We start from the raw sequence: 26220 nt of genomic DNA, 5'->3' as shown, positions 1-26220 counted from the left end.
ACAATTCGAAAACGACAAGGCTCCCGCCCACTCGGATCACGTGATGATCCGGTGGACGGGAGCCTTGTTCCGTCTTCAGGCAGAGAGTCAGTTCTCCTGTTTACCGTGGCGCCAGTAGCCCATGAACGCTACCTGCTTACGGTCGATCCCGGCATCCCGCACCAGGTAGCGACGCAGTTCCTTGACGAACCCGGCCTCCCCGGCAATCCAGGCATAGAAGGGAGCCGACTGGGCTTGTCCAGTTTCCCACAGGATGTTTTCATCCACGTTGATGTCTTCCGGTTCCTCGGCCGCTGCGTCCTGTCCGTTGCCGGGAATCGGCACCACCAGGCTTACCGCCTCACGCAAAAGTGATCCGTGCTCGGCACCGCAGCGCGGCAGCCATTGCACCGACACCTCCGAGTTGGTGCTGACCTCCAGGATGTCGGAAGCCTCTGGCACCTCGATCAGCGCGTGACCGCTCAGGTGTTCGGGCAAGGACTCCAGGATCGAGCAGATCGCGGGGACCGCGGTTTCGTCGCCGGCCAGCACGATGCGTGTTGCTTCACCTGGACGGAATTCGATGCCGCCGTAGCTTGCGTCGCACAGCGCCTTATTGGGACCCAGGAGCAACAGCTGGTCACCGGCCTGGGCGCGGTCCCCGTATTCGGTGGCCGGTCCGCCGCGCAGCAGGCCGTCGACTACCTCGCCGTGCAACACAAAATCGATGTCCAGTTCCGGTTCGGTCCCCTGATTGGCCGGGTGGCCCGCCTCGCGGAAAGCCCGCACGGTGTAGGTGCGCATGTAGCCGCGTTCCGACGGGTCGATGGCCAGCCACCGCTGGTACCAGCCCTGCTGGTCCGCCGGGCTCGTCAACGCATCCGGACGCAGGCTGGAAATTGCATCATTGGCAACAAATCCGGAGGCGGAAGGCAGCAAGAGTTTGATGCGCATATCCAAGGGGTGGCTGTTGGTGCCAAAATCATTCAGATCCGTGCCACCGACCGTGAGCCGGCGGAAGGACTCCGAAAGCTTCTGGCTGCGCAGCACGGTGGTTTGGAAGGCCAGGGTTGGCACATGTTCACGGGCCGGACGCGCGATGGCTTGGTCCTGTGGCGCCGGCGCTTGGGTATCGCTCACTGTTGCTCCTGATCTAGTGCCGTTTCCTGTGCCACTGGCGTGGCGGAGGCTTGTTCATCATGCAGGCCGCCGCGGGCCGCCAGCACGGATTCGGTATTCAGCACCCGTTGACGGCCAATGGGAAGCACCAGCGGGGTGCCGGCAACCGGGTCCGGGATCACTTGGCTTGGCATGCCGAACACCGCCTTGACGGTTTCCTCGGTCACCACCTCGGTGGGATGGCCGGCGGCATAAATTTTGCCGCCCTTCAGGGCCACCAGGTAGTCGGCGTAACGCGCGGCAAGGTTCAAGTCGTGCAACACGATCACCACGGTGATCCCCCGGCTGTGATTCAGCTCGCTGACCACGTCCAGCACCTCTAGCTGGTGGGCCACGTCCAGGAAGGTGGTCGGCTCATCAAGCAGCAACAGGTCTGTTTCCTGGGCCAGGGCCATGGCGATCCAGACACGCTGGCGCTGGCCGCCGGATAGCTCGTCCACCGGACGGTCGGCCAGCTCGGTGGTGCCGGTCAGCTCCATGGCCCGATTCACAGCGGCCTCGTCATCCGCGGAGAAACGCTTGAACAGCCCCTGGTGCGGGTAGCGTCCGCGGCTGATCAGTTCCCGTGCGGTAATCCCATCCGGGGCGGTTGGCGACTGCGGCAACAGGCCAAGGGTCTTGGCAACTTCCTTGGCAGGTTTCGTGTGGATATCTGCCCCGTCCAGCAACACCTGCCCGCCGGCGGGTTTCAGCAACCGCGACAGGGCTCGCAGCAGCGTGGATTTGCCGCAGCCGTTCGCGCCGACCACGATGCTCACCTGCCCGGTGGGGATGTCCAGAGACAGCTCGTTCACGATGGTGACCTTGTCATATGCCAAGGTCAGCTCGCTAGCCTGCAATGTGGCCATGGGTTATCCCCCGTTTCCAGTAGAGTTGGCGCGCACCAGCACCCAAATCAGGAACGGTGCGCCAAATGCGCCGGTGATCACGCCCACCGGTAGGCTGATGTCCGCGAACAAGTTCGTGGCAAAAAAGTTGGCGACGACCACCAAGGTGGCCCCGGCAAGCCCGGCCAGCGGCACGTGGATGGCCGAGCGGGAGAGCGCCGCGGTGATGGGGCCTGCCAAAAACGCGACAAATGCCAGTGGCCCGGTGACCGCAATGGGAATTGCTCCCAGCGCGACCGCGGTGAAGACCAGCACCAACCGCGCCTGGCCTACCTTCAGGCCCAGCGCCGCGGCCGCGTCCTCGCCCAGCTCCAGGAGCTTGAGCTGGTGCAAAACCAGCGGCAGGAAGAAGAGGCACAAAACACCCAAACCCAGGCCCAGCACCCCGGCGCGTTCCCAGGTGCTGGCGGACAGCGAACCGGTCAGCCACCGCATGGCGTCGCCGGCGGTGTTGACCTCCGCTTGGGTCAGCAGGAATTGGATCAGCGCCTGCAGCATCGCCCCGATGGCCAAACCGGCTAGGATCAGCCGGGAGCCGGTGCGTTGGCCGGAAGCCGACAGCCAGTAGATGACGGCCGCTACGGCCAGCCCGCCAGCCAGCGCTACGACGCTGAGTTTCCAGTCGTTGATGCCGAAAACAATCATCGCGGCGATCGCCGCGGCGGAGGCCCCGTAGCCCACGCCAATGACATCCGGGCTTGCCAGGGGGTTGCTCAGCCAGCGTTGGAACAACGCCCCGGACATCCCCAGGCCGGCTCCGGCCAGCATTCCGACCACCAGCCGGGGCAGGCGGTCTTCCATCAGGATGAAGCTGGTGCCGGGCACCGTTTCGCCGCGGAATACCTCAAAAATCTCATCCATGGGCAGCCGATCCCGGCCCCAGAAAATGTAGGCGGCCGCCGCCAGGAACAACACCAGGATCATCCACAGCGCCGCGGTGCGCACGCGCGCGGCACGGCGGGCGGTTGGGGTCCGTTCTTTCAGTGCGCCACTCATAGTTTCACCGACTTCATTCCGCTACGCATCATGATGATGAAGATTGGCCCGCCGAGCATGGCGCACATGACACCGACCTGGATCTCACTGGGAGGAAGGATCAAGCGCCCCAAGGTATCAGCCAGCAACAACAAGATTGGTCCAGCCACCATGCTGGCGGGCATGATCCACCGGTAGTCGCTGCCGATCAGCAGACGCACCGCGTGCGGGATCATCAAACCGACAAAGGCGATGGGCCCGGCCACGGCGGTGGCGGTGCCGGCCAGCAGCACCACCCCGATGGAGCCGATCAGCCGCGAGCGGTTCAGGTTGAAACCCAGGGCCAGCGCGGTGTCCTCCCCCATGGCCACGGCGTTCGACGCACGGGCGGTGGTCAGCACAATCAGGGCTCCCACGGCAATCACCGGGATCGCCAGCAGGTAGGTTTCCATGCTTCCGGCGGACAGCGAGCCGATCTGCCACTTGCGGAATTCGTCCAAGGTGGACTTGGAGATCATCAAGATGGTGTTGGTGATCGATCCGACGCCCACGGCCAGCGCCGCACCGCCGAGGGCCAATTTGATGGGGGTCGCACCTTCGCGCCCCACGCTGGCCACCACGTACACCAGGGTCATCACCACGGCCGCGCCGAAAAACGCCGCGCCCATGATCAACGGCAGCGCGGCGGCCCCGAAAAATGCAACAACAATCACCACGGCCAGCGCCGAGCCAGCGTTCAGGCCAAGGATGCCGGTATCAGCCAGCGGGTTGCGGGTCAGCCCCTGCAAACCGGCGCCGGCCAGTCCCAGGGCCGCGCCCACCACAATCGCTCCCACGGTGCGGGCCATTCGTGAATACACCACCACCTGGTCCCCGTCGGCGGAGTCGTAGTCGCGCAGCGCAGCCAGCACGCTGTCGATCCCCACGCTGCGCGCGCCCAGCAAGAGCGACGCGAAAATGGAGATGACCAGCACCAGGATCAGCAACAGGCACACCACAAGCCTGCGCCCCAATTTGGGTCCCGTTCGTTTCGCCGAGAGGCGCAATGTACTTTCAGATGCGCTCATTGCTTCCTACACTCGTTGCTATGGATCATGTTTCTGCCCCCAGCCTTCTGGCACCCGGTATCGCGGTGCTGCGTGCCGATAACCCTTCGGAAATGACCCTTGAAGGGACCAATTCCTACCTCCTGTTTAATCCCGGACAAACCCTGGCTCCCCAGCTCCCGGTCATCGTGATTGATCCCGGACCCGAGCTGGAGGAGCACCTGCAGGCCCTGGCGCTGTACGACGTGCAACTGGTGCTGATTACGCACCGGCACCTGGATCACACCGCGGGAATTGATCGGCTGCATGAATTGACCGGCGCCCCGGTGCGGGCGCGGCTTGAACAGTTCTGCCGCAATGCTGAGGTGTTCACCGACCGCGAGGAGATCAACGGCGCCGGAATCACGGTGAGTGTGGAGTTCACCCCGGGACATACCTCGGATTCGGTCTGTTTTGTGCGCCGGGGAACGGAAGAGCACCTGTTTACCGGGGATACGGTCCTGGGCCGCGGAACCACGATCCTGGACCATCCCGACGGCACCCTGTCCGACTACCTTGCCTCGTTGCAGCGGCTGCTGTCCTTGCCGGACATGCCGCTGCATCCGGCGCATGGCGGGCAGCACGAGCATTCGCACCCGCTGCTCAACGCCTACTTGGCGCACCGCGAGGATCGATTGGACCAGGTGCGGTCCGCGTTGGAAAAACTCGGCAAGGCCGGAGCCCACGTGCATCCAGCCGATTTGCTGGAGCTCGTCTACCCCGACCTGGATCCGCGCCTGGCCGGCGCGGCGAGTCGTTCCCTGGAAGCGCAATTGCACTATTTGTCGCGGACGGACTAGAACTTATTTTTTGGCGGCCGACGCGTTTTCAGCGGCGGTCACGATCTTTGGAACCACGTTCTCCAGTGCCCATTCGATGGACAGCGGGGAAGCCGCGGAGATCGACAGGGTAGCCTGATCGGTGCCCGGCAATGCCACGGAGTCGGTCTTCACGGCAGGAATCTGGCCGAACAGCGGCTGGGCCTTCACCACGTCGTCAATACTCTGGCCGGCGAGCGCGGAGGCGAAGACCACGTCTGCGTCCCATTCGTTGACCTTCTCCGGGGAGACGGTGAAGTAGAAGGCGTCCTTGGCGGCGTTGGCATCCACGTAGTCAGCCTGGGTCATGCCCAGTGCGGTGAGGAAGCGGGGACGGGTGTCTCCGGTGGAGTACACGTAGGAGGTCTCCGGGGAGGAGAGGTCCGCTGCGATGAAGGTTGATTCCTTCACCGCCGGGTTGTTCTCACCCACGGCCGCCAGCTTGCCTTCGATCTCTGAGATCAGGCTGGTTGCCTGGTCCTGCTTGCCCAGCATCTGCCCGGCGGCTTCGGTGGCGTCCTGCCAGCTGGTGGTGTAGTTGGCTTCGATCGGGCCGATGACCGGGGCGATCTTTTCCAGCTTTTCGTAGTCTTCCTGGGTCATTCCGGAATACGGGGCGAAGATCACGTCTGGCTTGAGTTCGGCGATGCCGGTGAAGTCGATGCCGTCGGCAATATCGAACTGGGTTGGTGCGTTCTCGGAACCGATCGGTGTGCCCAGTTCCTCAAGCGCTGCGTCCTTCCAGTCCGTGGAGTTGTTGGCGTTCTGTCCGTAGGTGTCGATGTCCATGCCGGCCGGAACGGTGTCCAGGGCCAGCAGGGTATCGGCGTTGACCCAGGAAATTGTCGCGATGGTTTCAGGCACCTCGGTGATCTCGGTTTCACCGTAGATGTTTTTGATGGTGACCGGGCTGAAGTCTGCCGAGGCCGAAGGTTCACCCGAAGCATCGGTGTTCGGCTCGGAGCTCGAACCGCAGGCCGTCAGGCTCAGGGCAAGGATGGCGGTGGAGGCGGCGAAGATGCCGGCGCGGCGCGAGATGTTCATGGGAAGGCTATCCAGACTATGCGAGGTTCCGTAAAGTGCATGGCCCAGATAAGTAAGGTAAACCTATCCGAACCACAGGCCAGAATACTCGTTTTTCTATGCAATACACAAGACGGCCAATCGCTAATCATCACAAAAGTCGGATTTTTAGGCTTCCACCTGCCGTTTGTGGACACTTGAATTTCACCGACTAGGCACGTTGTGCAAGCATCCGCTGCGGATTGGCGACGATGATTGCCACGCGGATCAGGCAAAGCCCAAGCACCACGGCGAGAGCAATGATCAGCACCGCCAGCGGGTTCGTCAACACCGCGATTCCTGCCAACGGCAGCACCAGGACCGCGGAGGCGATGGCGAAACCAATCGACACACTCAGCGCCGGAATCATCAGGGATTTCACCCGAGCGGCATTCATCACCCGGTAGCTCATCCCCAATTTGTGCAGCCCGTCGTAAAGGTCCGCACGGTCCAGGGTGCTCGCACTTTGCGAGATGGCGGCGGACGCGCAGACACAAACAAAGGTGATCACCAGGGTCACCAGCACACCGGTCAGGATGTCTTGCGGCAGGAAATCGGCCCAGGTTCCGGTTGATTGCTGCTCGCCGCCGGCGGACATCAGGGCGGCCCCGCTGCCCCCGACCACCGCGACAAAGGACGCCATGGCAACCCCGGATACCTGACGCCACGATTCGGCGGGGTTTTCAAGGATCATCCGCGCGGCCAAGAGCTGTTCAGGTTTTTGGGCCGTCTTCAGTTTGTTTTTGCCCACCAGGGCCACCAGCCAGGGGCCGATGAGGTTCAGGATCAGCAATCCGAATCCGAATCCCAGGACAATCACCGCAATGATGGTGCCAAGTTCCTGGCTGATCATTCCAACGTTGGTAAAAATGAAATACAGGGCCGCAACGCCGGCAACCGTGACCAGCGCCCGGATCCAGCTTGGCACGGGAACGTTTTGCCTGGTTGCGACGGCCAAGGGTGTAATGATGAGTTTACGCAGCCCCGCCAGCGAGCTCACTACGGCCAAGAGGACAATGATCACCACGGTGATAGCCACCATCCACCAGGGCAAATACAGTGCGCTTCCCAGCGGGGAACCCTGGAATGGGATCAGTGAAACCAGCGGAGAAGCAGCCAGATACAGCACCACACCCGCTAGCGCACCCAGAAAGGCGGTGCCAGCGGCCTGCAAAAGGGAAATACGGCGAATCTGCTCACCGGTAGCGCCCAAGAGCCGCAATGAGGACAGCGCACGGTTTTGCGTCCGTGCCGATAACGCCGCCGCGGCCGCGCCGAGCACCATCAGCGGAACCGCCAGCAAGACAACTGCCAGGCCGCCCAGGGGCAGATATGTTCCCTGGGCTTCGAGTTCAAAACTGGTGAATGAGTAGGCGCCGCCAAGAACTATCAATAACATCGCGCTGACCATGGCGTAGGCGCTGATGGTCAGGATCTGCGAGCTGCTGCGTGAGGAGGAGGAGCGCCCCAACATCCAAGCGAGGTAGATGGAGTTCATGACCGGACTCCGCCCTGGCGTCCGTGGCTTACGTTGCCGTCGACAAGCCGCCCGTCGCTCAGGTGAACAATCCGGTCGCAGCGTGCTGCTACCGACCGATCATGGGTGACCATCACCAGCGATTTCCCGGCACCGACGGTGCATTCAAGCAAGATTTCAAGGACCTCTTCCGAGGTGACCGAGTCCAGTGCACCGGTCGGTTCATCGGCAAACACCACACTCGCCCCGGTCACCTGGGCGCGGGCGATGGCCACCCGTTGCTGCTGCCCGCCGGAAAGCTGGCCAAGGCGCCGATCTTCCATCCCAGCCAGCCCCAGCTGCTGCAGTGCACGTCCGGCGCGATCCATCGCATTGGCTCGTGGCACGGAATTGATCATCAATGCCATGGCCACATTTTCGATGGCGGTGAGTTCCGGGATGAGCAACCCGGATTGAAAAACGAATCCAAACGCTTCGCGGCGCAGGGCGCTTCGGGCTTTGTCCTTCAAGGATTCGAGCTGCACCGGGCCGGAGCCCGAGCGATTCAGGGTTATTCGACCGGCATCTGGCAGGTCAATGCCGGCCAGCGCATGGAGCAACGTCGACTTGCCGGACCCGGAGGGGCCCATGATGGCCAGCGAGCTGCCCAGATGGATATCGAGGTCTACATTGTCCAGGGCCACGGTACTCCCGAAGCTTCGGTAGAGTCCGCGGGCGGCGATCACGACGGGGCGTGGCAAGGAATTTTCTAGCATGATGCTATGTTTTCAAGGTTGCCTGCCGTTGCCATCGCCTGAAGGATCGAACTCATCGGGCACGGACACCTACCCTGGTATGAGTCCGGCAGCGCATCGGCTTATCCCTTGGCAGGAGGAAAACCAAACCCATGAAGCTGGAACTCTATTCACAGCCTTTTTGCGCGCCGTGCGTGAGCACCCGCCAGGTGGTGCACCGCGCCCAGCAGCTGCTTCCCACGCTGGAAGTTGAAGAAATCAACGTGGTCGAGCAGGTCGCCCGCGGCGAAGCCCTGGGTATCACTTCGACCCCGGTGATCCGGTTGATGGTTGACGGTCAGCAGAAGTTTCGCGGCGAACAACCACCTACGCTGAACCAGTTATTGACCGCCATCGCACAGGCCAGCGATTAGCCTCACGCGAGCCTTACGCCGAAGATGCGCGGTTGGACCCCCTTGATGGTGGAGAATAGAGCACGTGATTACAGTGCCCGGTGTCAGCCATGAATGCTTCGAACGAGTTCTAGCTGACTCGTCCAACCGCATCGAATGGCTCCGGGCCCGAGCCCAAGGCATCACCGCGACCGACGTCGCCAAGTTGTCGACCGAGAAGTCGATCAAGAACGCCGCCTGGGACAAGCTCTACGGTAACGGGTTCTCCGGCAACCCCTACACGGACCACGGACGTAAACGCGAACCGGTGATCGCGGCCTGGGTTCAGGAGAACTTCAATATCTTCCCCTCCACCCAGCTGTTCCATTCCCAGCACTCCCGGTTGCATCTGGCGACCCCGGACGGATTGGGCTTCGACGCCGCAGGTGTCCCGGTGCTCTCGGAAATCAAGACCACCAACAAACCATTCAAGAAGATTCCGAAAAACTATCTTCGCCAGGTTCTCTGGCAGCAACATGTGATCGGTGCCGAACGCACCCTGTTCGTATGGGAAGAACACGATAACTTTGTTCCCTTGCGTGATATCCCGGAATACCTCTGGGTTGAACGCGATGACGATCTAATTCAGGACCTGATCGATAAGGCGGAGTCGCTGATTTCGGCGCTGCGCGAGGCCACCGCACGCCAGCAGCGTTACGACGATTACGGTCCGGCCGCGTTGCGGCTCTAGCCTTCATCCAATCTCGAACAATAAAAATCCCGCGGAAGCAGCCGAGCCAAGCTCAGGTCTTCCGCGGGATTTTTCAGCTAAATGATCAGGCGGCCGGGGTATTCGGTAGCGTCCGGGGGTCCGGCAGGCACTCGGGATAACTTTTGACCAGTTCGCTCAGCAGCTTTTCCCGGATCATGTTGCGAAGCTCCCACAGGTCTGATGGATTGCGTGCCGATAAAAATATGGTCAACGTCTGAAGTCCGCCTTGGACGTCTGTCACGTTTAGGGCGTTGCTGCGCCCGTCCCACCAGTCCGATGATTCAAGCAGTTCGGTGGTGCGCTGGCGCAGGTAGTCGATTGGCGCATTCAGTTTGAGCTGGAGCACCACGTTGCCGGAGATCTCGCTGCTTCGACGTGACCAGTTCTCAAAAGGTGTCGTGGTGAAGTAGGTGGACGGCAGGATCATGCGTCGACCATCGAGCAACAGCACCACTACATAGGACAGGGTGATTTCTTCAATCGTTCCACGTTCCTGCTCAACCACCACGGTGTCTTCCACCCGGATGGAGTCGGTGAAGGCGATCTGAATCCCGGCGAAAACATTCGCTAACGTCGACTGCACGGCAAGGCCAACCACCACCGAGGCAAGACCTGCGGAAGCCAGGATTCCGGCACCCAAGGCCCTGACCTGCTCAATGGACAGCAGCACCGCCCCGACAGCCAAAATGCACAGCACCGCGGTCAGCACCCGGCGCAGAAGCCCCACCTGGGTACGTACCTTGGCGAGCTTCCGGCCCGTGCCGAATCTGGATTCAACGTGAGCTAGCAGCGTCGTTTCGATGACCTTGACGACACTGATGATGAACCAGGTGAGGAAAAAGATCAGCACCGCCAGGATGACGAACTGCCAGGCGTTGTACCAGGACTTGTCGCGGTAGAAGATCGAAAAAACCGATTTCAGGACTATCGAGGTCATGGTGGCGAAAAACGGAATCCGGGTCGGCTTGACGGTCCCAGCGGGGGCGCCCATCCGATCCAGAACCCGGCGTGAGACGCTGCTGAAAACGACCGTGAGGATCGCAGCAACTACTGCACCAATAGCTATAACTACCCAGAATTGCAACGTTTCGGGCAGGAAATTGGAGGCCTGAATGACATCTTCGACGGTCTCATCGATAGGTGCGGCAGGTGTTGGAGTCATCGTTAAAGCATGTCATAAGCCTCTGGCCGTGAGCTGTGTAGCCGCTGGTGCCACGGGGAACGTTTTCAAGCCCGTCACGGAACAATATCGGTATCGTTCCATTTCCTCCAACCCCTTGCCTTTCCGGTACGGCGGCGTTTTAGTAGTGTGACCGGCCCCGTGAATCGGCCGGATGGCGCAACCACAGAAAGCCGGTGATCCCCGTGCGCCGAACTAAATTCGGAATCCTCGCCACCACGGCGACGGCAGCCATGCTGGCAATGACGCCCGCAGCTATAGCAGTTCCAACTGCAACCACGGCCGCTACCTGCGCAACCGTTTACTGGGGTTCCTTGGCTAAGTCCAAGACCTTGTCCACTACCTCTGCCCTGACCAATGTGCGAACCGGTCAGCACACCTGCTACGACCGCATGGTCATCGACCTGAAATCCAAGCCTGCCGGTTTCACCGTGAAATACGTTGACAAGTTTCTCGGCATAGCTTCGGGTATTGAAGTCAAAACCACCGGTGGGGCGAAGTTGCAGATCCAACTTCATGCACCGGCAAGCACCTCCTACAATCCAGGTGCCCAGGTGAAAACGCTGAACTACAAAACCTTCAAGCAGCAGGTTTGGCTGGGTAGTTTCGAAGGTGAAACACTGCTGGGGGTCTCCACCCGCGCCCGGCTTCCCATGCGCGCATTCCTGCTCGACGGCCCAGGGACTTCCTCACGGCTCGTTGTTGATGTCGCCCACCAGTGGTGAGCAAGAAAAATAATCGCAGCGGTTTCACGCTTTTTGCGTGACGTACCGCGTAACACCCCGTCAACCTGCTGATTAATGTGCCACGATGCTATGTATGAGCAGCACATTTGCCTATCAGCAGGTTGACGTTTTTGCGGCCACCGAATTCAACGGCAACGGTTTGGCCGTGGTTTTTGACGCGCACCAACTCACCGACGCCCAGATGCAGCGGTTTGCCACCTGGATCAACATGGCCGAGACGGTGTTTTTTGTTGAACCGAGCGAAGAGGAAGCGGACTACGCGATCCGCATTTTCACACCAACCACCGAGCTGCCTTTCGCCGGCCACCCGACCCTTGGCGCCGCTCATGCGTGGCTTGAGGCCGGTGGCCAGCCAGGCCCCAGCGGCTACCTGGTGCAGGAGTGCCGCAGCGGCCTCATCCAGCTGCGGGTCGAGCGTGCTGGCAGCACCGAACATTCCCAGCGTCTGGCATTCCTCGCTCCTCCGCTAACCCGTTCGGGTCCGCTGGAACCTGATGTCCTGCAATGGGCCATCTCAGGGCTTGGACTCAAGCCCGAGGACGTTGTAGATCATTCATGGTTGGTCAATGGCCCGCAACCGGCTGGCTTGGTTCTGCGAGATGCAGATGTAGTGCTCGGTATTGAACCCGATTTCGAGGCGTTGGAAGGCCTGGAAGTTGGAGTCATTGGCCCTTACACGGCGGCAAGTGTCTCGCATAGCAGCTGGCAGCCGCGGGACTCGGTGATCCCCCGGGTCTCCGGTACGCGCGAAGAATTAATCCCGCTGGATTCTTCGGACGTTGAACGCTCGGAGGAACGTTTCGGCTCCGTGGTGATGCAACCGCCAGCGGATTTTGAGGTGCGCAATTTTGTACCGGGCGAAGCGGTTCCAGAGGACCCCGCCACCGGAAGCCTGAATGCAGCCTTCGGCATTTGGCTTACCGAGACCGGTTATGCTCCGCAGCGTTACACCGTCCGCCAAGGCACCAGGGTGGGGCGCGACGCGATCTTGCATATCGAAGCAGATGAACAAGGTGTTTGGGTCAGTGGCGATGTGGCGACCAAGGTGCGCGGCAGTGTGAGTTTCGACTAGTTCACGTTCAATAGTCTTGCTATTCATTTAGATTTTTGGCCGAACGCACTAGTCTTGACCAGTGCCACAAATAGCTAACCCTCCCACCGAATTCAACAAAAAAGCCGCATGGAATGCCCTCTGGGCACTGGTCATCGGCTTTTTTATGATCCTTTTGGACACCACGATTGTCCATACTGCCATGCCAGCGATCATGGCCGACCTGGATGCGGATATCTCCAGCATTCTGTGGATCAACAGCGCCTACCTTCTCACCTTCGCCGTACCGCTGCTGGTCACCGGAAGATTGGGTGACCGCTTCGGTCCGCGCAACATCTACCTCATCGGCATGGTCATCTTCACCATCGCCTCGCTGTGGAGCGGGCTGTCGACCTCCTTGGGTTCGCTGATCCTGGCCCGCGCCGTGCAGGGCTTGGGTGCGGCACTGATTTCGCCGCAGTCGATGACCATGATCACCCGGCTCTTCCCCTACGCGCACCGCGGGGCCGCCATGGGTGTTTGGGGCGCCGTTGCAGGTATCGCCTCGCTGGTCGGCCCCATTGCCGGAGGCCTGCTGGTTGACTCAGCCGGCTGGGAATGGATCTTCTTTATCAACATCCCGATCGCTGTACTGAGCATTGCCATGGTGTTCAAGTTTGTCCCCAAACTCAAGCCTCAGGCGCATTCCTTCGACTGGGTTGGCGTGGTTTTGTCGGCCGTCGGCATGTTCAGCCTCGTATACGGTATTCAGGAAGGTGACACCACCAACTGGGAACCGTTCATCGGCCCGTTTGGCGCGTGGCACCTGATCATTTTCGGCATCCTGGTGATGGTGCTGTTCGTCTGGTGGCAGTCCAAAACCAAGGCCGAGCCACTGGTTCCCTTGCGCCTGTTCAAGGTCCGGAATTTCTCGTTGGCCAACATCGCCATTACCTTCATGGGTTTGGCCATTGCCACCATCAGCCTGCCCATGGTCTTTTTCCTCCAGGATGTCCGCGGACTGACACCGACCCAGTCTGCACTCATGATTTCGCCAATGGCAATCGTTGGCATCATCATGGCGCCGATGATCGGCAAGCAGATCAACAAGTTCAATCCGCGCACCTTCGCACTGCCCGGTTTTACCCTGATGGGCGGCGGAACCATCGCCTACGCGTTGATGATGCACGCCGAGATTCCACTGTGGATGCTGCTGATTCCATCCGCGATTCAGGGAATCGGCTCGGCGATGATCTGGCCGTCCCTCTCCCTGGCCGCCACCCGCGACTTGACCGCTTCCGATGCGGGGGCTGGATCGGGTATCTACAACACCACCCGGCAAATCGGGTCTGTTTTGGGTTCGGCGCTGATTGCCTTCATGATGGACTCGCGGATCTCCGCCAATATCGGCGAACTGCAGCAACCCGCCGACCAAGGCGCCATTTTTGAAGCCACCTCGCTCGGGCTTGGCCAGGCCCTCTTGCTCCCGGGCATCGTAGCGCTGGCGGCAATTTTTGCGGTGCTCTTCTTCAAGTCCCACCCGAGCGAAAAGAAACTCGGCACCAAATAGCCCACACGGTGATTGCTATCCCTGACACACCACTGCCCCTGACCTTGAAGAACTTCACGGTCGGGGGCAGTTGGTTTCTGATGCGTTTGTGAAAACCCTCTAAGAAGCGGTGCTTCGCTGAGTTAGGCGTCTCCCTCGGGCTTATTTCCGCCCTTGAACTCATCAACCTTCTCACCGATTTTTTCTTGTGCGTCGGCAGCGAATTCTTTCACGTTCTCGGTTGCATCCGCAGCGAACTCCTTGACGTTTTCGGTTGCGTCTTCTGCGAACTCCTTGATGTTCTCAGCCGCATCGCCCGCGAATTCCTTCACGTTTTCGACTGCCTCGCCCAGCTTTTTCTTTGCGTCGTCCAAGAAACTCATACAACTCTCCTCATCGCCAAACCGGTTGTGACCAAGGAAAACAGGTCATTCAAGAATTAATCTATGCTGTTGCACCAAGCCACATCAAGAACTTTGACAAATTACTTTTTGTTCCTGGCCTTCTTGGCGGAGCGGCGACTGAAAATCAGCGCCACAGCCATACCGGCCAACCAGACATCTTTAGCCAGGGCGGTGCCATCCTGAGTCGGTCGAATTCCGTCAGATTCGGTCATGCCCGGGGTGCGCAGGTAGCTGGCCAGCAGGGCGCCGGAAAAGACTCCCAGGCCTAATCCTGCAAGACGCGACGGAATCAGCGGCAATAACAGTGCGCTGCCCAGCGAGATTTCACCGATGGAAAGCATTTTCCCGAAGGAGGCCGGATCAAGTTCGCCCAGTTGCGGGATTCCGTTAGAAGCCATTTGTTGCAGCCCAGCGGCGCTGGCTTCGTCCAGACGCAGCTTGTTGATTCCGCTGTTGAGGATGAATGCGCCACTGACCAAACGTAGCGCCCCGTTTGCGATCGAGATTCCCATGGGGCCTCATTCCTTAAGTCCTTTGATGACAACTCGAGTCGGTTGCCTTGTTGTTCAGCGTAGCCACCGACCTGGGTGATCACAATCTTTGGCGCGTCGTTTTCAGCGAAGAACAAGAAATCAGCTGGGCGAAACATGCTAAATTTTTGAATCATGATCCCCTCTTCCGCGGTACCTTCAGCTGCCCTTAATTTGTTAATCACCCAGGGCTTCGACGCGACGAGCGTCGACGAGCTGGCCACTGCGGCCGGGATCTCACGATCAACGTTTTTTCGCCGTTTCGGCTCCAAGGAAAACATGGTTTTTGCCGATCAGGAAATGATCATCACCCATGTTGAGACCACACTCGCCTCGTCCTCGGTGGATGCCCAGCAGACGCTGATCGACACCGCTCACGTCGTGTTCGACCAATACACGGCAAATCCCGAGGCCGCCCAACTGCGCCACCAGTTGCTGTCATCGGTGCCCTCCTTGCGCGAACGCGAGCTTGTCTCCACGCACCGCTATGAGCGGGCCTTTTATCGGTTCCTGAGCCGTCGGGAACTTGTATCCACCCCCGCAGCCCGCGCGCTGGGACTCGGTCTGAGTGCCGGTCTGGTGGCCATCCACAATGACCACCTGCGCATGTGGCTCCGCGATCCGCACAGCACCGACCGAACCAAACTCGCACAAGATGTCATGAGCTTCCTTGAGCGTTTCGAGGATGTGCTCCAGCCTCAGCATGCCGCGAAGAAGCCGGAGAAATCGGCGAGAACCGTGGTGGTTTCGGTGCTGTCCTCGGGAGCTGACGAGCAGTCGATTCTGGATGCGGTCAGCCAAGCGCTCAAGGCGCAACAACACTGAGCCAAACCCACAAATTGAAACTTAGTATCTTGACATGACACTGCGTTCCACTAGGCTTGGGGATAGAAGTTCTACCTCAGCCCATAAGGAGCGCCCTCAGATGACCCAACCGCACACCGGATTCGCCTTTCCTACCGGAGTCACCGAACCCGAGTATGACTTGTGGTCAGAGACTGTCAACATCGACCCAACCGGGATATTCGACGGGCTGAACCAGGCCGATGCCAGCTGGCGTGCCAAGGCGAGGAAGTTCGTGCTTGAAGAAGTTAAAAACGACATCCACGAATACTGGGACAAGGCCGAATACCCGTTGCACCTGCTCACCAAACTGGGCGATGCCGATCTCTTGCGCGACGGACTGGCCATTGAGGGCCGCGAAGCCATGAGCCCGCTGGCTGCCGGTCTGGTCAATATGGAAATGGCCCGGGGAGATGGTTCGGTGGGAACGATCATCGGCGTCCAGGGTGGTTTGGCACTGCGTTCGGTGATCTACTGCGGGAGCCCGGAACAGATCGCCACGTACGGTCAGCGGATGCTCAGCGGCGAGCTTCCCGGAGCATTCGCGCTGACCGAGCCGACACACGGCTCCGACTCCGTCTCCTTGGAAACCGCGGCCCGCAAGGTCGAAGGCGGATATGTGCTCAGCGGTGAGAAAAAATGGATCGGAAACGGCTCCATCGGCGGGATCAGCATCGTCTGGGCGCGCGACGAGGAAGGCAAGGTTCGCGGATTCATCGTCCATCAGGATGCCCAGGGGTACAGCGCCACCACCATCACCAACAAACTGTCCTTGCGCGCCATCTGGCAGGCGCACATCCGCATGGATGAGGTATTTGTTCCGGATGAGGACGTACTGCCCGGAGCCACGAGCTTCAAAGATACCTCGCGCGTATTGTTTGCCACCCGCTTGGGAGTTGCGTGGGCGGCCGTCGGCCATGCGACCGCATGCTATGAGAGCGCGGTGAACTACGCCAAGCAGCGCATCCAGTTCGGGCGTCCGCTGGCGGCGAGCCAGATTGTGCAGGAACGTTTGGCCAGGATGCAGTCGGAGCTGGCCACGATTCAGCTGATGGTGATGCAAGCGACCACACGCGAAACCGCCGGAACCCTGACCGGGCCACAGGCGTCGCTGGCAAAATACACCGCGACCCGGACCGCTCGTTCGGTGGCGTCCAACGCCCGTGACCTGCTGGGCGGCAACGGCATCCTGACCAGCAACCGGGTGGCGCGCCACTTCGCCGATATGGAAGCGCTGCACACGTACGAAGGTACCGAAACGGTTCAGGCACTCATCATGGGCCGCGATATCACCGGATTCTCTGCGTTCGCCTAGACTGCCGAAAGGCAAACACCATTGGATTTCGGGCCCTGCGCATCGCGCAGGGCCCGGCTCGCTTTAACCCTGTCCGCCGGCCTCGCGTTTCAGGCGGTTTTTGGTTGAAGCCGTAGCCACATGCTCCCACGGATTCTCCGGCCATGGATGGCGCGGATACCGCCCTCGCATTTCGGAGCGCACTTGTTGATAGGGTCCATTAAAGAAGCTGTCCAGGTCATCGGTCACTGCCAACGGGCGCCCCGCAGGTGAAAGCAGGTGGAACTGCACCGGGAGCTTTCCGTTAACCAGCCGCGGTGAATCCTTCAACCCAAAACACTCCTGCAATTTGACCGAGACGACCGCAGGACCAGTTTCATCCACCTCAGGGTAGTGAACCGTGATCCTGGAACCCGAAGGCACCTGAAGCCGAGGTGGAACCAGCTCGTTGAAGTCATGCGCATGCTCCCACGGAAGCAGCGTGCGCAGCGCAGATTCCAGGTCGATCTTTGTTGTGCTCTGACCCGCGGCCAGGCGTCGTAGCGGCTCGGTGAGCCATTGATCGGCACGGTGAATCAGCGAGTCTTCATCCATCGCCGTAAACGGCTCCCCCAACAGCCGGAAGGCTACGGCCATCCGGCGGCGGAGGACCTCGAAGCCTTCCTGCACCCCGAAGACGGCGAGGCCTTGTTCACTCAGCGCGGTGTGCGCGGCGAGAATGCCAAGTTCCTGGCTGACCTTGATGGGCCGGGAGGACAGCTCGATGGAGCCAAAGGATTCAACCCTCCGGGCGCTGACCTTGCCCTCGACCAGCTGCGCGGTGTCCTTGCTGTGATACAGCTGCGGCAGCAGCTCCCTGGCCAGTTCGAAGTCGATTCCGGCGGCCCGGCGGATGATTGCCCCGGCGCCGGCGCGGGACACCTCGGCCACCGCCAGGTATTCGAAATGATCCAGGTGGCTGCCGCGTGGCAGCGAAGCCCGGGTTCCGGACGCCAGCAAAAATTCTCCCGGAGCCATCCGGCGCGCAACCCACTGCGGATAGGCAAGTGCGCAGATGCCCGCCACTGCCCCGGAGGAATCCACTGCCGGTGCAGCACGGAGTTTGCCTGCCAGCGCCATAGCCGTCAACCGTTTCGTTTCCTGCTTCCAGCTTCGATGCCCGGGATGCGAGGTGCGCCGAAGCGAGTTGAGCAATTCTTCAACGTCAGCATTGCTGGCCCGTTCCGCACCGGTCAGCATTGCCACCACCTCGGCCGCGGCGGGTGCGCCGAAGTGCTCCGTTCCTTTCAACAGGGCACTAGCTGTGCGCGGATCCGCGGGGATCGTGGAGATCTGTTCACCCAAACTGGTGATCCGTCCGGACTGATCCACGGCGTCGAGCGCATACAGCACCTGTTCATCTGCCAGCATGGCGGCCTGCGGCGGATGTTCCCACATCTGAAGCCCTTCGCCGCGCTCGGCGCCCCAGGCGGCAAGGGACAGCCCTGCGCCCACCAGATCCGCGGTACGAATTTCCGGGGTCGAGTGCGCGGGAGCAGCCGCATAGGACTTTGGATCCAAGGTGCGCACCACCATGCCCGGGCCCAGACGCCCAGCTCGGCCAGCCCGTTGCGTGGCCGCGGCCCGGCTCGCCACCACGGTCACCAGCCCGCTGAAACCACGACCCTCATCGCGCCGGGGCTCCCTGGCGTAGCCGGCATCCACGACCAGGTGCACTCGCGGCACAGTCAACGAGGATTCGGCAATTGAGGTTGCCACAATGATCCGGGCCGGCTCGCTCACCGGCGGAAGACTGAGAATTGCATCTTGTTCACCGGAAGAGATCTGCGAATGCAGGGCGAAGCTGTTGGCCCCACTGGCCTCAAGTTGCGCACACACCCGCTGCACTTCCCCCACGCCGGGGAGGAATACCAACGTATCAATGGGGTGATCGGTGTGTTCATTGGCCAACGCTGAATGTTTAATCGCGGTCAGCGCCACATGCCTGAGGTAGTCAGGCGAGAGCCCGCGCTCGTTTTGGCGCTGTCCGGTAAAACTATCAAACTGTTCGTGTACCGGAAACTGCGCGCTCTGGGCTCTGAGTACCTTCGCCGGTCCCTCGCGGGAGAGCAGTTGCGAAAGTTCTTGCGCGTGGACGGTAGCGCTCATAACAATCAGCGTGAAGTCATCGCGCAACTGCGAAACCTGATTGGACATGGCCAGCAGGAGGTCCGTATCAATTGAGCGCTCATGGACCTCGTCGATGATCAATGCGCTCACACCGCCCAGGTCCGGGTCTGCGAGCAGACGCCGCAGCATGAGACCTGCAGTGACGAATTCGACCTTCGTCTGGGCGCTGAGCATCCGCTCACCGCGCACCGAGTAACCCACGCGGTCACCGAGCTTTGACTGATCCAGCTGGGCTAAACGCCGGGCTGCGGCGCGGGCGGCGACCCTGCGCGGTTGGGTCACGATAACGCGTCCGCCCATGTTTCGCGCACATAAGGCATTGGCCACGGTGGGCGGAACAATCGTGGTTTTACCCGAGCCTGGAGGCGCTTGGATCACCACAGGTGCCGCTGGGTCGGACTCGACACTGCTGTAGATCTCGTGCCGGCTGGGTCCGAAGGCCAGTCCCTCTGAGATCGCCTCTAGGTCAAAGTTCGCCGGACTCACCCGCGACGCCCATTCCAGAAAGACTCAATGGCTTGGACTACCGGTTCAATAGGGAACAAGGTACTTCCATGCGTTCGCCCAGGCAGCGCCACCATCCGTGCATCGGGCATCGTTCGAACCATGATTTTATTTTGGTCAAAGCGTGGTTGGTCTTGGGTGCCAATCAACAACAGGGTGGGGATACGAACCTGCGAGAGCTGAGACAACTCAATATTCTGGAGCGTCTCGGCCGCTTCATAGTACGCGGCCAAGGCGAGGGGATCATTGGATTTGAAGGCCATACGGGTAGCTGGGTCCAACCGCCCGCGGGTTTCTTGGCCGGTGACAAACCCTTCAATGTCCCCTGCACGCAGCACCTCAAGGTATCCGGGGAAAAACAGTTTCCCAATTTCCCCCGGAGTAATCTCAAACGTTCCGCCAAGCATGATCAAGGTCTTCACGGTTTCTGGCGAGGTCATCGCCATGTGAAGCCCGGTGCGCGAACCAAAGGAGTACCCGAGAACGTGAACCGAGTCCAGTCCCAGATGTGCAAGGAGCGCATGGATGTCGCCCATGACCTTGTCCATCGTGTAGTCGGCAACATGATGGGACTTGGAAGACCGGCCGTGCCCGCGTAGATCCATCCGGATGTTTCGGTAGCCCGCACCCAAGGTCTTGGTGTACCCCAATCCTCGCCAAATCGACCGGGACAAAGCTGATCCGTGAAGGTAGAGGATCGGCTCTCCATCGGCAGCATCATCATCGAAAAAGATTTCAGCACCATCGGCAGGGTTCTTGATCATCGGCATACCTTAGATTAAATCGTGTCCATTCCTGACAGCGAAATCCTTAGATCGCCCCGCCCCTCGACAAGGCGCGGAAGAAGGAGAACACTGAAGATATGGTGGTCTGGTAATTCTCCAGCCACAACAGGTGAGCAACGGAAGGGGAACAAGATGAGTGAACAACCCAGCGAAGAGGATCTCGAAAAGAAGTTGCATGATGAACATGACGAACAGCTCGTCGAAGAGTGGGAAGACGAGTCTTTTCCAGCTTCCGACCCACCTTCCAACTACTAGCCGTGACGGGCATAAGCTCCCGCACACCTAACTGTCAGGCAATTTCAAGCCTCAGCCCATAAGCTCGGTAGTACCTTCTCAAGGTGCGAGTGATTAAGAAGAACCGATCGCGCAGGCGTTACCTCCTTGGCCTGAGCGATCGGTTCTTCATTTAATGCGACGTCCAGAAGACCCGCATAGCCACCTGGTTAGAATTCTCTATCCTCTAGCCATATTTTGTAGAAACGAAATACCCTCTGATATGAGCAAAGATAGAATTCAAATACCGGTCAAACCGGCTGTTGGTGCATAAATCCCCCAAGCTATGCATCCGCAGGGCGCGAATGGTCCCCCAAGCATTCGCGCCGCTGAGTTCGCCGCCCGCTCCCAGGCAGGCGGCGAACTCGTTTAATATCAACAAAGTTGCCCCGTTTCACACCCATGCCCGCTGTCGGTCAAAAATCTGACATATGGTGGAGCCAAGAGGTTTTTCAGCACACCGGCCGGCCAGCGCCGGCAGAGAGGTTTTTCGTGGAATACGAGATCTTTAACTCCGCCAACGACACCCACCGACCTTACGTGGCAGCCGCAGAGCGTTATGGCCAGTTCGGTTACCGTCGCGTCGGCAACTCCGGACTCATGTTGCCGCCGCTGTCCCTGGGACTGTGGTGGAACTTCGGTGACAACCGGGCCTTCGATTCCCAGCGTGAAGTGCTGCGCCACGCTTTCGACCACGGAATCACACACTTTGATCTCGCCAACAACTACGGCCCTCCGGCCGGGTCGGCCGAAGAGAACTTCGGACGCATGATGCGTAAGGACTTCAAGCCTTACCGCGACGAACTAGTAATCTCATCCAAAGCCGGTTACGACATGTGGGCCGGACCTTTCGGAACCATGGGTTCACGCAAGTACCTGATCTCCTCCTGCGACTCGTCCTTGGACAAACTTGGCCTGGACTACGTCGACATCTTCTATTCACACCGCTTCGATCCCAAAACTCCGCTGGAAGAAACCATCGGGGCGCTGGATACATTAGTTCGCTCTGGCAAGGCACTCTACGTGGGAATTTCCTCGTACTCGGCCGAGCGCACTGCGCAGGCCAAGGCGATTGCCAATGACCTAGGTACACCATTGGTGATCCACCAGCCGTCCTACAACATCCTCAATCCTTGGGTTGAGCACGGCCTGTTGCAGACGCTAGCCGAGGAGAACATGGGGTCCATCGCATTCACCCCGTTGGCGCAGGGTTTGTTGACCGATAAATACCTCACCACCACCGACGTTGAACGCCAAGGCGGTCGACGCACACTCAGCAGCCAATTGACGGATGAAAACCTTGCCAAGATTCGCAGCCTGAACGAGGTTGCTCAGCGCCGCGGCCAAACTCTTGCACAGATGTCCATCGCCTGGCTTCTGCGTGATGGCGCTGCGACCTCGGTGCTCATTGGCGCGTCTTCAACTAAGCAGCTGGATGAAAACCTCGGCGCATTAACAAATGTTGAATTCACCGCGGCCGAGCTGGAGGAGATCGCGCAGATCGCCCAGGGCGATGCAGGAATTGACTGGTGGAAGACCTCCGCAATCAGCTAATTCACGCGCAAGGGTCGACCTTGCAGCTTAAGATGTCGCACCTACCTGAAAATTCTTAGGTAGTGCGACATTTTCTGCTTCTCGACACTCCCCTAGTGAAAGTTCGTTTAGCGGCACCATCCCTTGCTAGCGGATTCATAGATGTATCGATAAGCTCAGTGTGGATGCGATATGAAGTGAATTACATTCATTTATTGGCTATAGTTCAATACAACAAGCTACGTTCGCGTAAAACCGACCAACATGCACACAGACAGGAGCATCGATGAGCGCCCCAACCTACAAGGTCTTGAACCCGGCGACTGGCGAGGTAGTCGAGGAATTCGACGTTGCCACCGATGAGCAGATCGATCAGGCCCTCGCAGCTGCTCAGTCCGCTTACGAGTCATGGCAGGACGTTGATATTAACGAACGTGCCAAACTCGTTTCCAAAGTCGGAGCACTTTTTGCCGAGCGCGCTGACGAGCTGGGCAAGATCATGACTACCGAAATGGGCAAGCCGCTCTCTGAAGCCGTCGGCGAGGCTCAGTTCTGCCAGGAGATCTTCGAGTACTTCGCAACCGAGGGCCCGACCCTCGCTGCGGACCAGGAAATCAAATCCTTCTCCGGTGGCAAAGCCATTGTGCAGAAACGACCGGTAGGCCCGTTGCTTGGCATCATGCCGTGGAACTTCCCGCTGTACCAGGTCGCACGTTTCGTCGCACCGAATCTCATGCTGGGCAACACCATCCTGCTCAAGCATGCAGAATCCTGCCCTCGCTCGGCCCTGGCAATCCAGGAAATCATGGATGAGGCAGGTGTTCCGGCAGGCGTGTACAACAACGTGTTTGCCACCCATGACCAGATCTCCACCATCATCGCTGACAGCCGTGTCCAAGGTGTTTCCCTGACCGGTTCAGAGCGTGCCGGCGCGATCATTGGCGAGCAGGCCGGACGCAATCTGAAGAAGGCAGTGCTGGAACTGGGTGGATCAGATCCATTTGTGGTGCTGGATTCAGATGATGTCTCGGGCATCGTGGACACCGCGTGGGGTTTCCGCATCGACAACACCGGCCAGGCCTGCAACTCGAACAAACGAATGATCGTCATGGAGGACATCTACGACGAGTTTGTTGCCGAGCTGACCAAGCGTGCCGAGGGCCTGAAGGCCGGAGACCCGATGAAGGACGAGGACGGCTCGTTCGCTCCGATGTCTTCACGCAAGGCCGCCGAAGATCTGCACGCGCAGGTTCAGGATGCGGTCTCCAAGGGCGCCACCCTTCACGCCGGCGGCGTGCTGCACGAGGGTCCCTCGGCGTACTACTCCCCTGCGGTACTGACCGGGGTCACCAAGGAGATGCGCGCGTACTACGAAGAGCTCTTCGGTCCGGTGGCAGTGGTCTACAAGGTCACCAGCGACGAGGAAGCGACCGAGCTTGCCAACGACACCATTTACGGTCTGGGCGGATCGGTGCACTCCACCGATGAAGCTCGCGCAGCAAAGGTCGCCCAGAAGCTGCAGGTTGGTATGTCCAACGTGAACATCGCCAGCGCCGAAGGAGCCGAAATGCCTTTCGGCGGCGTGAAACGTTCGGGCTACGGCCGTGAACTTGGACCGTTGGGCATGGAAGAGTTCGTGAACAAGCGCCTGTTCTACGTAGGCGAATAAGACCTTCGAGGTTAAGTGACTAGGGGTGAGCTTCCGATTGGAAGCTCACCCCTAGTCGTTTTGAATATTTTTACAATGAGACCGGCACCTTTGAAGCTTCTTGGTCATCATGCTCGGATTCTTCGGAGCGCTGCATAACTTCAGTGTTGCGACGCTTGCCAAACACCTTTCGCCAGCAACCTAGCAGCCACGCCTGGACGGTCAACCACGTTGCACTGGAAACCAATACAGCATCGGCCGAGGCCATGATCCCCGAGAAGAATGGCAGGCCCATCACGACGGCGATCCCAATGTGCATTCCCAAAACCGCCAAGAGCGCGATCCTTCGACTGATCTTGTTGAAGAGCATGAAGGGGAATGCGACCTGAATGATCACGGTGAAGTAGGTAATCAGTACTACCGCCCAGGTATTCCATGTGATCAGCTCGCTTAGCCATGGGAAGATCCCGTAGGCCTCGGAACTGATCGGATAGTACATCGCGGTTCCGTCTTGCCATAGCGCGCCTTGGATCTTGTACATCCCGGCTTCAAAATACACGATGCACAGCTGAGCGACTACCAGGCAAAGAGCGACATTGTGCAGGATCGTCGCGAATTCAAATTCACGTCGCTTTTTTCCTTTGCGCTTCCGCAGCCACGAATCAACGGACCAGCGCTGAGACAGATCTGCGAAGATCAGGTAGATCAGCATGATGCGGATGAAGTAGTTTCCGCCATCAGAGATCGGGGTGTTCTGCGCATTGATTGCAGTATAGAAAACGAAAAGCAGCGGCGTAATGAAGCGGGTCTTCCAGCCAATCATGAATGCGAAAGCAAGCAGGATCGCGACGACGTACCAAACGACGAAAAAACTCATCCCCGCGTCGCGGAGAATATCCAGCGGCCATTTGTAACCGAGTACGGACCGATACGGTTCCAGATAGGCTGAACCGGGTCCCCAGATCTTTGATGCGACCGGGATGTTGACCAGTAGCCAGCCAAGGATCAACGCTCCTGATGCCATGCGCATCACGGCCAGTCCGTATGATGCTTTCCGGTCAGCGGTAAACCAGTTGTACAGCCATTGAAGGATTGCTTGCGGCTTGCCTAGCTGCGCTTTTGCCCATCGCATGACCGATGGATTCTGATTTGGTGTCATAGTCATTTCCAAACCGCCAACACTTGATCGTCAAATTCTTTCGTATCGCGCCAGCCGATATATTTTTCAGAGACCTGCCTCTGGTAATCATCGTTGTGGCGCTGGGCAAAGGGGGTCACGGATTCTCGCCGCAACTTGATCTCAACCATCGAAGCCCCACCCCATTGTTCCTGCGCATAGAGTGTTGCGAAACCAACCGCGGTATCTTCCATACGCTTGTAGGCACGGAGATTGGAGCGTTCAGTTGCCGAATATTTCTCGGCGGCTTCAGCTGAATCGAGGTCTACACCAAAAACAGGTTTCCCCAAAACGAATGGTTTCCCGATTTCCTTCTGGGCTTCGCTGCTCAGATCAGAAGCGGCACCCCAAAGCCGCCCATGGATGGCCTTTGATTGCTTGGCTTCTCGATTCGAAAACATGTTTCCAGCTCTGGATACCATTTCTTCGGCGGTAACGTCACGCCATTCAGTGAATTCAGCGCCATTTTTCGCCCCGCCGGCACAGACTTCTGCACTTGATAGGCAGGCTCTCATGGTGAAGTACTCGTCTTGCGAGTATGGGCCCGGAGCAAAAAGGCTCCACCCTTGGTCCAGCGGGCCCAGAAAGTATTTATTGAGCCCCGGCTGCAGCGAACTCTTAATCGGTGTTGACGGGCCGGTGAAAGCCAGCGTTGCTCCGATATGCGCCAAGGCCAGTAGCCCTGCGATGAGTAGCACAGTAACTGAAAGAATCCTGGGTTTCGTTCGTCTTTGCCGCATTGGGCCCTTCTTAATTACGACTTCTCACAGATAGCTAGAGAGAATTCGGCCTACAAATAGTGAAGCGGAAGGGGCATCCAAAGATGCCCCTTCCTCTTCTTACCTAACCCTTAGTGGGTTAGGCCTTGCGCTTACGCGAGATTACCTTGGCACCAAGTCCCAAGAGAACCAGCATGATTGCGCCAGCGCCAATGAGCAGTGCTCCGTTGGAACCGGTATCTGCCAGCTTGCCGTTGTCGGAATCCTTGTCATTCGGCTTGTTTCCGCCATCGGAACTGTTGTTCGCACCGTTGTTGTTACCAGCGTTTTCTGCGGTGTTCGCATCGGTGTTTGCATCGGTGTTCTCAGCCGCATTGTCTGCAGTGTTTGCATCGGTGTTTGCATCGGTGTTCTCACCAGCGTTATCCGCAGTGTTCGCATCCGTGTTCGCATCGGTGTTCTCACCAGCGTTATCCGCAGTGTTCGCATCCGTGTTC

General features: G+C 59.3%; 26 protein-coding genes. 11 read left to right on the top strand and 15 right to left on the bottom strand.

Going from position 1 to position 26220, the window contains the following annotated elements:
* Nucleotides 1–87: 87 nt before the first annotated feature.
* The 4 genes from ACIOWL_RS08855 to ACIOWL_RS08840 are packed head-to-tail and all read right to left on the bottom strand — an operon-like array spanning nucleotide 88 to nucleotide 4087.
* Nucleotides 88–1119 (bottom strand): siderophore-interacting protein, encoded by a 1032-nt coding sequence (locus tag ACIOWL_RS08855; protein WP_400383692.1) that lies wholly within the window; start codon nucleotides 1117–1119, stop codon nucleotides 88–90.
* A complete protein-coding gene (locus ACIOWL_RS08850; protein ID WP_400383690.1) occupies nucleotides 1116–2006 on the bottom strand; it encodes an ABC transporter ATP-binding protein in 891 nt (296 codons plus the stop codon). Before ACIOWL_RS08850 ends, ACIOWL_RS08855 begins: the two co-directional genes overlap by 4 nt.
* A gap of 3 nt (nucleotides 2007–2009) precedes the next feature.
* Nucleotides 2010–3041, bottom strand: coding sequence for a FecCD family ABC transporter permease (locus ACIOWL_RS08845; RefSeq protein WP_400383688.1), 1032 nt, complete (start codon nucleotides 3039–3041; stop codon nucleotides 2010–2012).
* Nucleotides 3038–4087, bottom strand: a complete 1050-nt coding sequence (locus tag ACIOWL_RS08840) for a FecCD family ABC transporter permease (protein WP_400383686.1) — start codon at nucleotides 4085–4087, stop codon at nucleotides 3038–3040. The genes ACIOWL_RS08845 and ACIOWL_RS08840 overlap by 4 nt, the downstream gene beginning before the upstream one ends.
* A gap of 20 nt (nucleotides 4088–4107) precedes the next feature.
* Here ACIOWL_RS08840 and ACIOWL_RS08835 point away from each other — a divergent pair, with 20 nt between their 5' ends.
* A complete protein-coding gene (locus ACIOWL_RS08835; RefSeq protein ID WP_400383684.1) occupies nucleotides 4108–4905 on the top strand; it encodes an MBL fold metallo-hydrolase in 798 nt (265 codons plus the stop codon).
* A 3-nt stretch (nucleotides 4906–4908) separates the two neighbouring features.
* On the opposite strand, the gene ACIOWL_RS08830 is transcribed toward ACIOWL_RS08835, so the two are convergent.
* The 3 genes from ACIOWL_RS08830 to ACIOWL_RS08820 all read right to left on the bottom strand — a co-directional run bounded on the left by ACIOWL_RS08830 (nucleotide 4909) and on the right by ACIOWL_RS08820 (nucleotide 8217).
* The gene (locus ACIOWL_RS08830; RefSeq protein ID WP_400383683.1) at nucleotides 4909–5967 is read right to left on the bottom strand and encodes an ABC transporter substrate-binding protein; all 1059 of its coding nucleotides are present in this window, start codon (nucleotides 5965–5967) and stop codon (nucleotides 4909–4911) included.
* A gap of 190 nt (nucleotides 5968–6157) precedes the next feature.
* Complete coding sequence (locus tag ACIOWL_RS08825) at nucleotides 6158–7483, bottom strand: FtsX-like permease family protein (RefSeq protein ID WP_400383681.1); 1326 nt, start codon at nucleotides 7481–7483, stop codon at nucleotides 6158–6160.
* The gene (locus ACIOWL_RS08820; protein ID WP_400383679.1) at nucleotides 7480–8217 is read right to left on the bottom strand and encodes an ABC transporter ATP-binding protein; all 738 of its coding nucleotides are present in this window, start codon (nucleotides 8215–8217) and stop codon (nucleotides 7480–7482) included. Before ACIOWL_RS08820 ends, ACIOWL_RS08825 begins: the two co-directional genes overlap by 4 nt.
* 131 nt (nucleotides 8218–8348) lie before the next feature.
* Between ACIOWL_RS08820 and ACIOWL_RS08815 the strand changes: the two genes are divergently transcribed.
* Nucleotides 8349–8609, top strand: a complete 261-nt coding sequence (locus tag ACIOWL_RS08815) for a glutaredoxin family protein (RefSeq protein WP_400383678.1) — start codon at nucleotides 8349–8351, stop codon at nucleotides 8607–8609.
* Nucleotides 8610–8673: 64 nt separating this feature from the next.
* Nucleotides 8674–9318 (top strand): YqaJ viral recombinase family protein, encoded by a 645-nt coding sequence (locus ACIOWL_RS08810; RefSeq protein WP_400383676.1) that lies wholly within the window; start codon nucleotides 8674–8676, stop codon nucleotides 9316–9318.
* An 85-nt stretch (nucleotides 9319–9403) separates the two neighbouring features.
* Here the strand turns inward: ACIOWL_RS08810 and ACIOWL_RS08805 are convergent, their stop codons facing one another.
* Nucleotides 9404–10501: a mechanosensitive ion channel family protein gene (locus ACIOWL_RS08805; protein ID WP_400383674.1), complete on the bottom strand. Its 1098-nt coding sequence runs from the start codon at nucleotides 10499–10501 to the stop codon at nucleotides 9404–9406.
* A gap of 203 nt (nucleotides 10502–10704) precedes the next feature.
* On the opposite strand from ACIOWL_RS08805, the gene ACIOWL_RS08800 reads away from it, so the two are divergent.
* The 3 genes from ACIOWL_RS08800 (at nucleotide 10705) to ACIOWL_RS08790 (ending at nucleotide 13865) form a co-directional block, all read left to right on the top strand.
* Complete coding sequence (locus tag ACIOWL_RS08800; protein ID WP_400383672.1) at nucleotides 10705–11244, top strand: hypothetical protein; 540 nt, start codon at nucleotides 10705–10707, stop codon at nucleotides 11242–11244.
* Nucleotides 11245–11338: 94 nt separating this feature from the next.
* Complete coding sequence (locus ACIOWL_RS08795) at nucleotides 11339–12337, top strand: PhzF family phenazine biosynthesis protein (protein WP_400383671.1); 999 nt, start codon at nucleotides 11339–11341, stop codon at nucleotides 12335–12337.
* A 61-nt stretch (nucleotides 12338–12398) separates the two neighbouring features.
* Entirely contained in the window at nucleotides 12399–13865 is a 1467-nt protein-coding gene (locus ACIOWL_RS08790; RefSeq protein WP_400383669.1) for an MFS transporter, read from the top strand.
* A 122-nt stretch (nucleotides 13866–13987) separates the two neighbouring features.
* On the opposite strand, the gene ACIOWL_RS08785 is transcribed toward ACIOWL_RS08790, so the two are convergent.
* Both ACIOWL_RS08785 and ACIOWL_RS08780 read right to left on the bottom strand, forming a co-directional pair.
* Nucleotides 13988–14227, bottom strand: coding sequence for a CsbD family protein (locus ACIOWL_RS08785; RefSeq protein ID WP_400383667.1), 240 nt, complete (start codon nucleotides 14225–14227; stop codon nucleotides 13988–13990).
* Between the two features lie 101 nt (nucleotides 14228–14328).
* The gene (locus tag ACIOWL_RS08780; protein ID WP_400383665.1) at nucleotides 14329–14760 is read right to left on the bottom strand and encodes a hypothetical protein; all 432 of its coding nucleotides are present in this window, start codon (nucleotides 14758–14760) and stop codon (nucleotides 14329–14331) included.
* A 153-nt stretch (nucleotides 14761–14913) separates the two neighbouring features.
* Here ACIOWL_RS08780 and ACIOWL_RS08775 point away from each other — a divergent pair, with 153 nt between their 5' ends.
* Nucleotides 14914–15603 (top strand): TetR/AcrR family transcriptional regulator, encoded by a 690-nt coding sequence (locus ACIOWL_RS08775; protein ID WP_400383664.1) that lies wholly within the window; start codon nucleotides 14914–14916, stop codon nucleotides 15601–15603.
* Nucleotides 15604–15703: 100 nt separating this feature from the next.
* The gene (locus ACIOWL_RS08770) at nucleotides 15704–16936 is read left to right on the top strand and encodes an acyl-CoA dehydrogenase family protein (RefSeq protein ID WP_400383662.1); all 1233 of its coding nucleotides are present in this window, start codon (nucleotides 15704–15706) and stop codon (nucleotides 16934–16936) included.
* A gap of 63 nt (nucleotides 16937–16999) precedes the next feature.
* On the opposite strand, the gene hrpB is transcribed toward ACIOWL_RS08770, so the two are convergent.
* Both hrpB and ACIOWL_RS08760 read right to left on the bottom strand, forming a co-directional pair.
* Nucleotides 17000–19570, bottom strand: a complete 2571-nt coding sequence (hrpB, locus tag ACIOWL_RS08765; RefSeq protein ID WP_400383660.1) for an ATP-dependent helicase HrpB — start codon at nucleotides 19568–19570, stop codon at nucleotides 17000–17002.
* A complete protein-coding gene (locus ACIOWL_RS08760) occupies nucleotides 19567–20352 on the bottom strand; it encodes an alpha/beta fold hydrolase (RefSeq protein WP_400383658.1) in 786 nt (261 codons plus the stop codon). Before ACIOWL_RS08760 ends, hrpB begins: the two co-directional genes overlap by 4 nt.
* 153 nt (nucleotides 20353–20505) lie before the next feature.
* Between ACIOWL_RS08760 and ACIOWL_RS08755 the strand changes: the two genes are divergently transcribed.
* From ACIOWL_RS08755 to ACIOWL_RS08745, 3 genes are all read left to right on the top strand, one after another.
* Nucleotides 20506–20628, top strand: a complete 123-nt coding sequence (locus tag ACIOWL_RS08755; protein ID WP_400383656.1) for a hypothetical protein — start codon at nucleotides 20506–20508, stop codon at nucleotides 20626–20628.
* Nucleotides 20629–21138: 510 nt separating this feature from the next.
* Nucleotides 21139–22200 carry an L-glyceraldehyde 3-phosphate reductase gene (mgrA, locus tag ACIOWL_RS08750; protein ID WP_400383655.1) on the top strand — a complete coding sequence of 354 codons (1062 nt, stop codon included), beginning with the start codon at nucleotides 21139–21141 and terminating at the stop codon, nucleotides 22198–22200.
* 265 nt (nucleotides 22201–22465) lie between these two features.
* Complete coding sequence (locus ACIOWL_RS08745; protein WP_400383653.1) at nucleotides 22466–23848, top strand: NAD-dependent succinate-semialdehyde dehydrogenase; 1383 nt, start codon at nucleotides 22466–22468, stop codon at nucleotides 23846–23848.
* Nucleotides 23849–23918: 70 nt separating this feature from the next.
* On the opposite strand, the gene ACIOWL_RS08740 is transcribed toward ACIOWL_RS08745, so the two are convergent.
* The 3 genes from ACIOWL_RS08740 to ACIOWL_RS08730 all read right to left on the bottom strand — a co-directional run.
* Nucleotides 23919–24959: an HTTM domain-containing protein gene (locus ACIOWL_RS08740; protein WP_400383651.1), complete on the bottom strand. Its 1041-nt coding sequence runs from the start codon at nucleotides 24957–24959 to the stop codon at nucleotides 23919–23921.
* A gap of 29 nt (nucleotides 24960–24988) precedes the next feature.
* Nucleotides 24989–25702: a DUF5819 family protein gene (locus ACIOWL_RS08735; RefSeq protein WP_400383649.1), complete on the bottom strand. Its 714-nt coding sequence runs from the start codon at nucleotides 25700–25702 to the stop codon at nucleotides 24989–24991.
* 160 nt (nucleotides 25703–25862) lie between these two features.
* Nucleotides 25863–26220, bottom strand: a 358-nt coding sequence (locus tag ACIOWL_RS08730; protein ID WP_400383647.1) for an LPXTG cell wall anchor domain-containing protein, incomplete at its 5' end; no start/stop codon positions are given.

The organism is Glutamicibacter sp. NPDC087344 (genome assembly GCF_044744225.1).
Lineage (GTDB): Bacteria > Actinomycetota > Actinomycetes > Actinomycetales > Micrococcaceae > Glutamicibacter.
The sequence above is the reverse complement of the archived record's forward strand: the minus strand, read 5'-3'. Positions and strand labels throughout refer to the sequence as shown.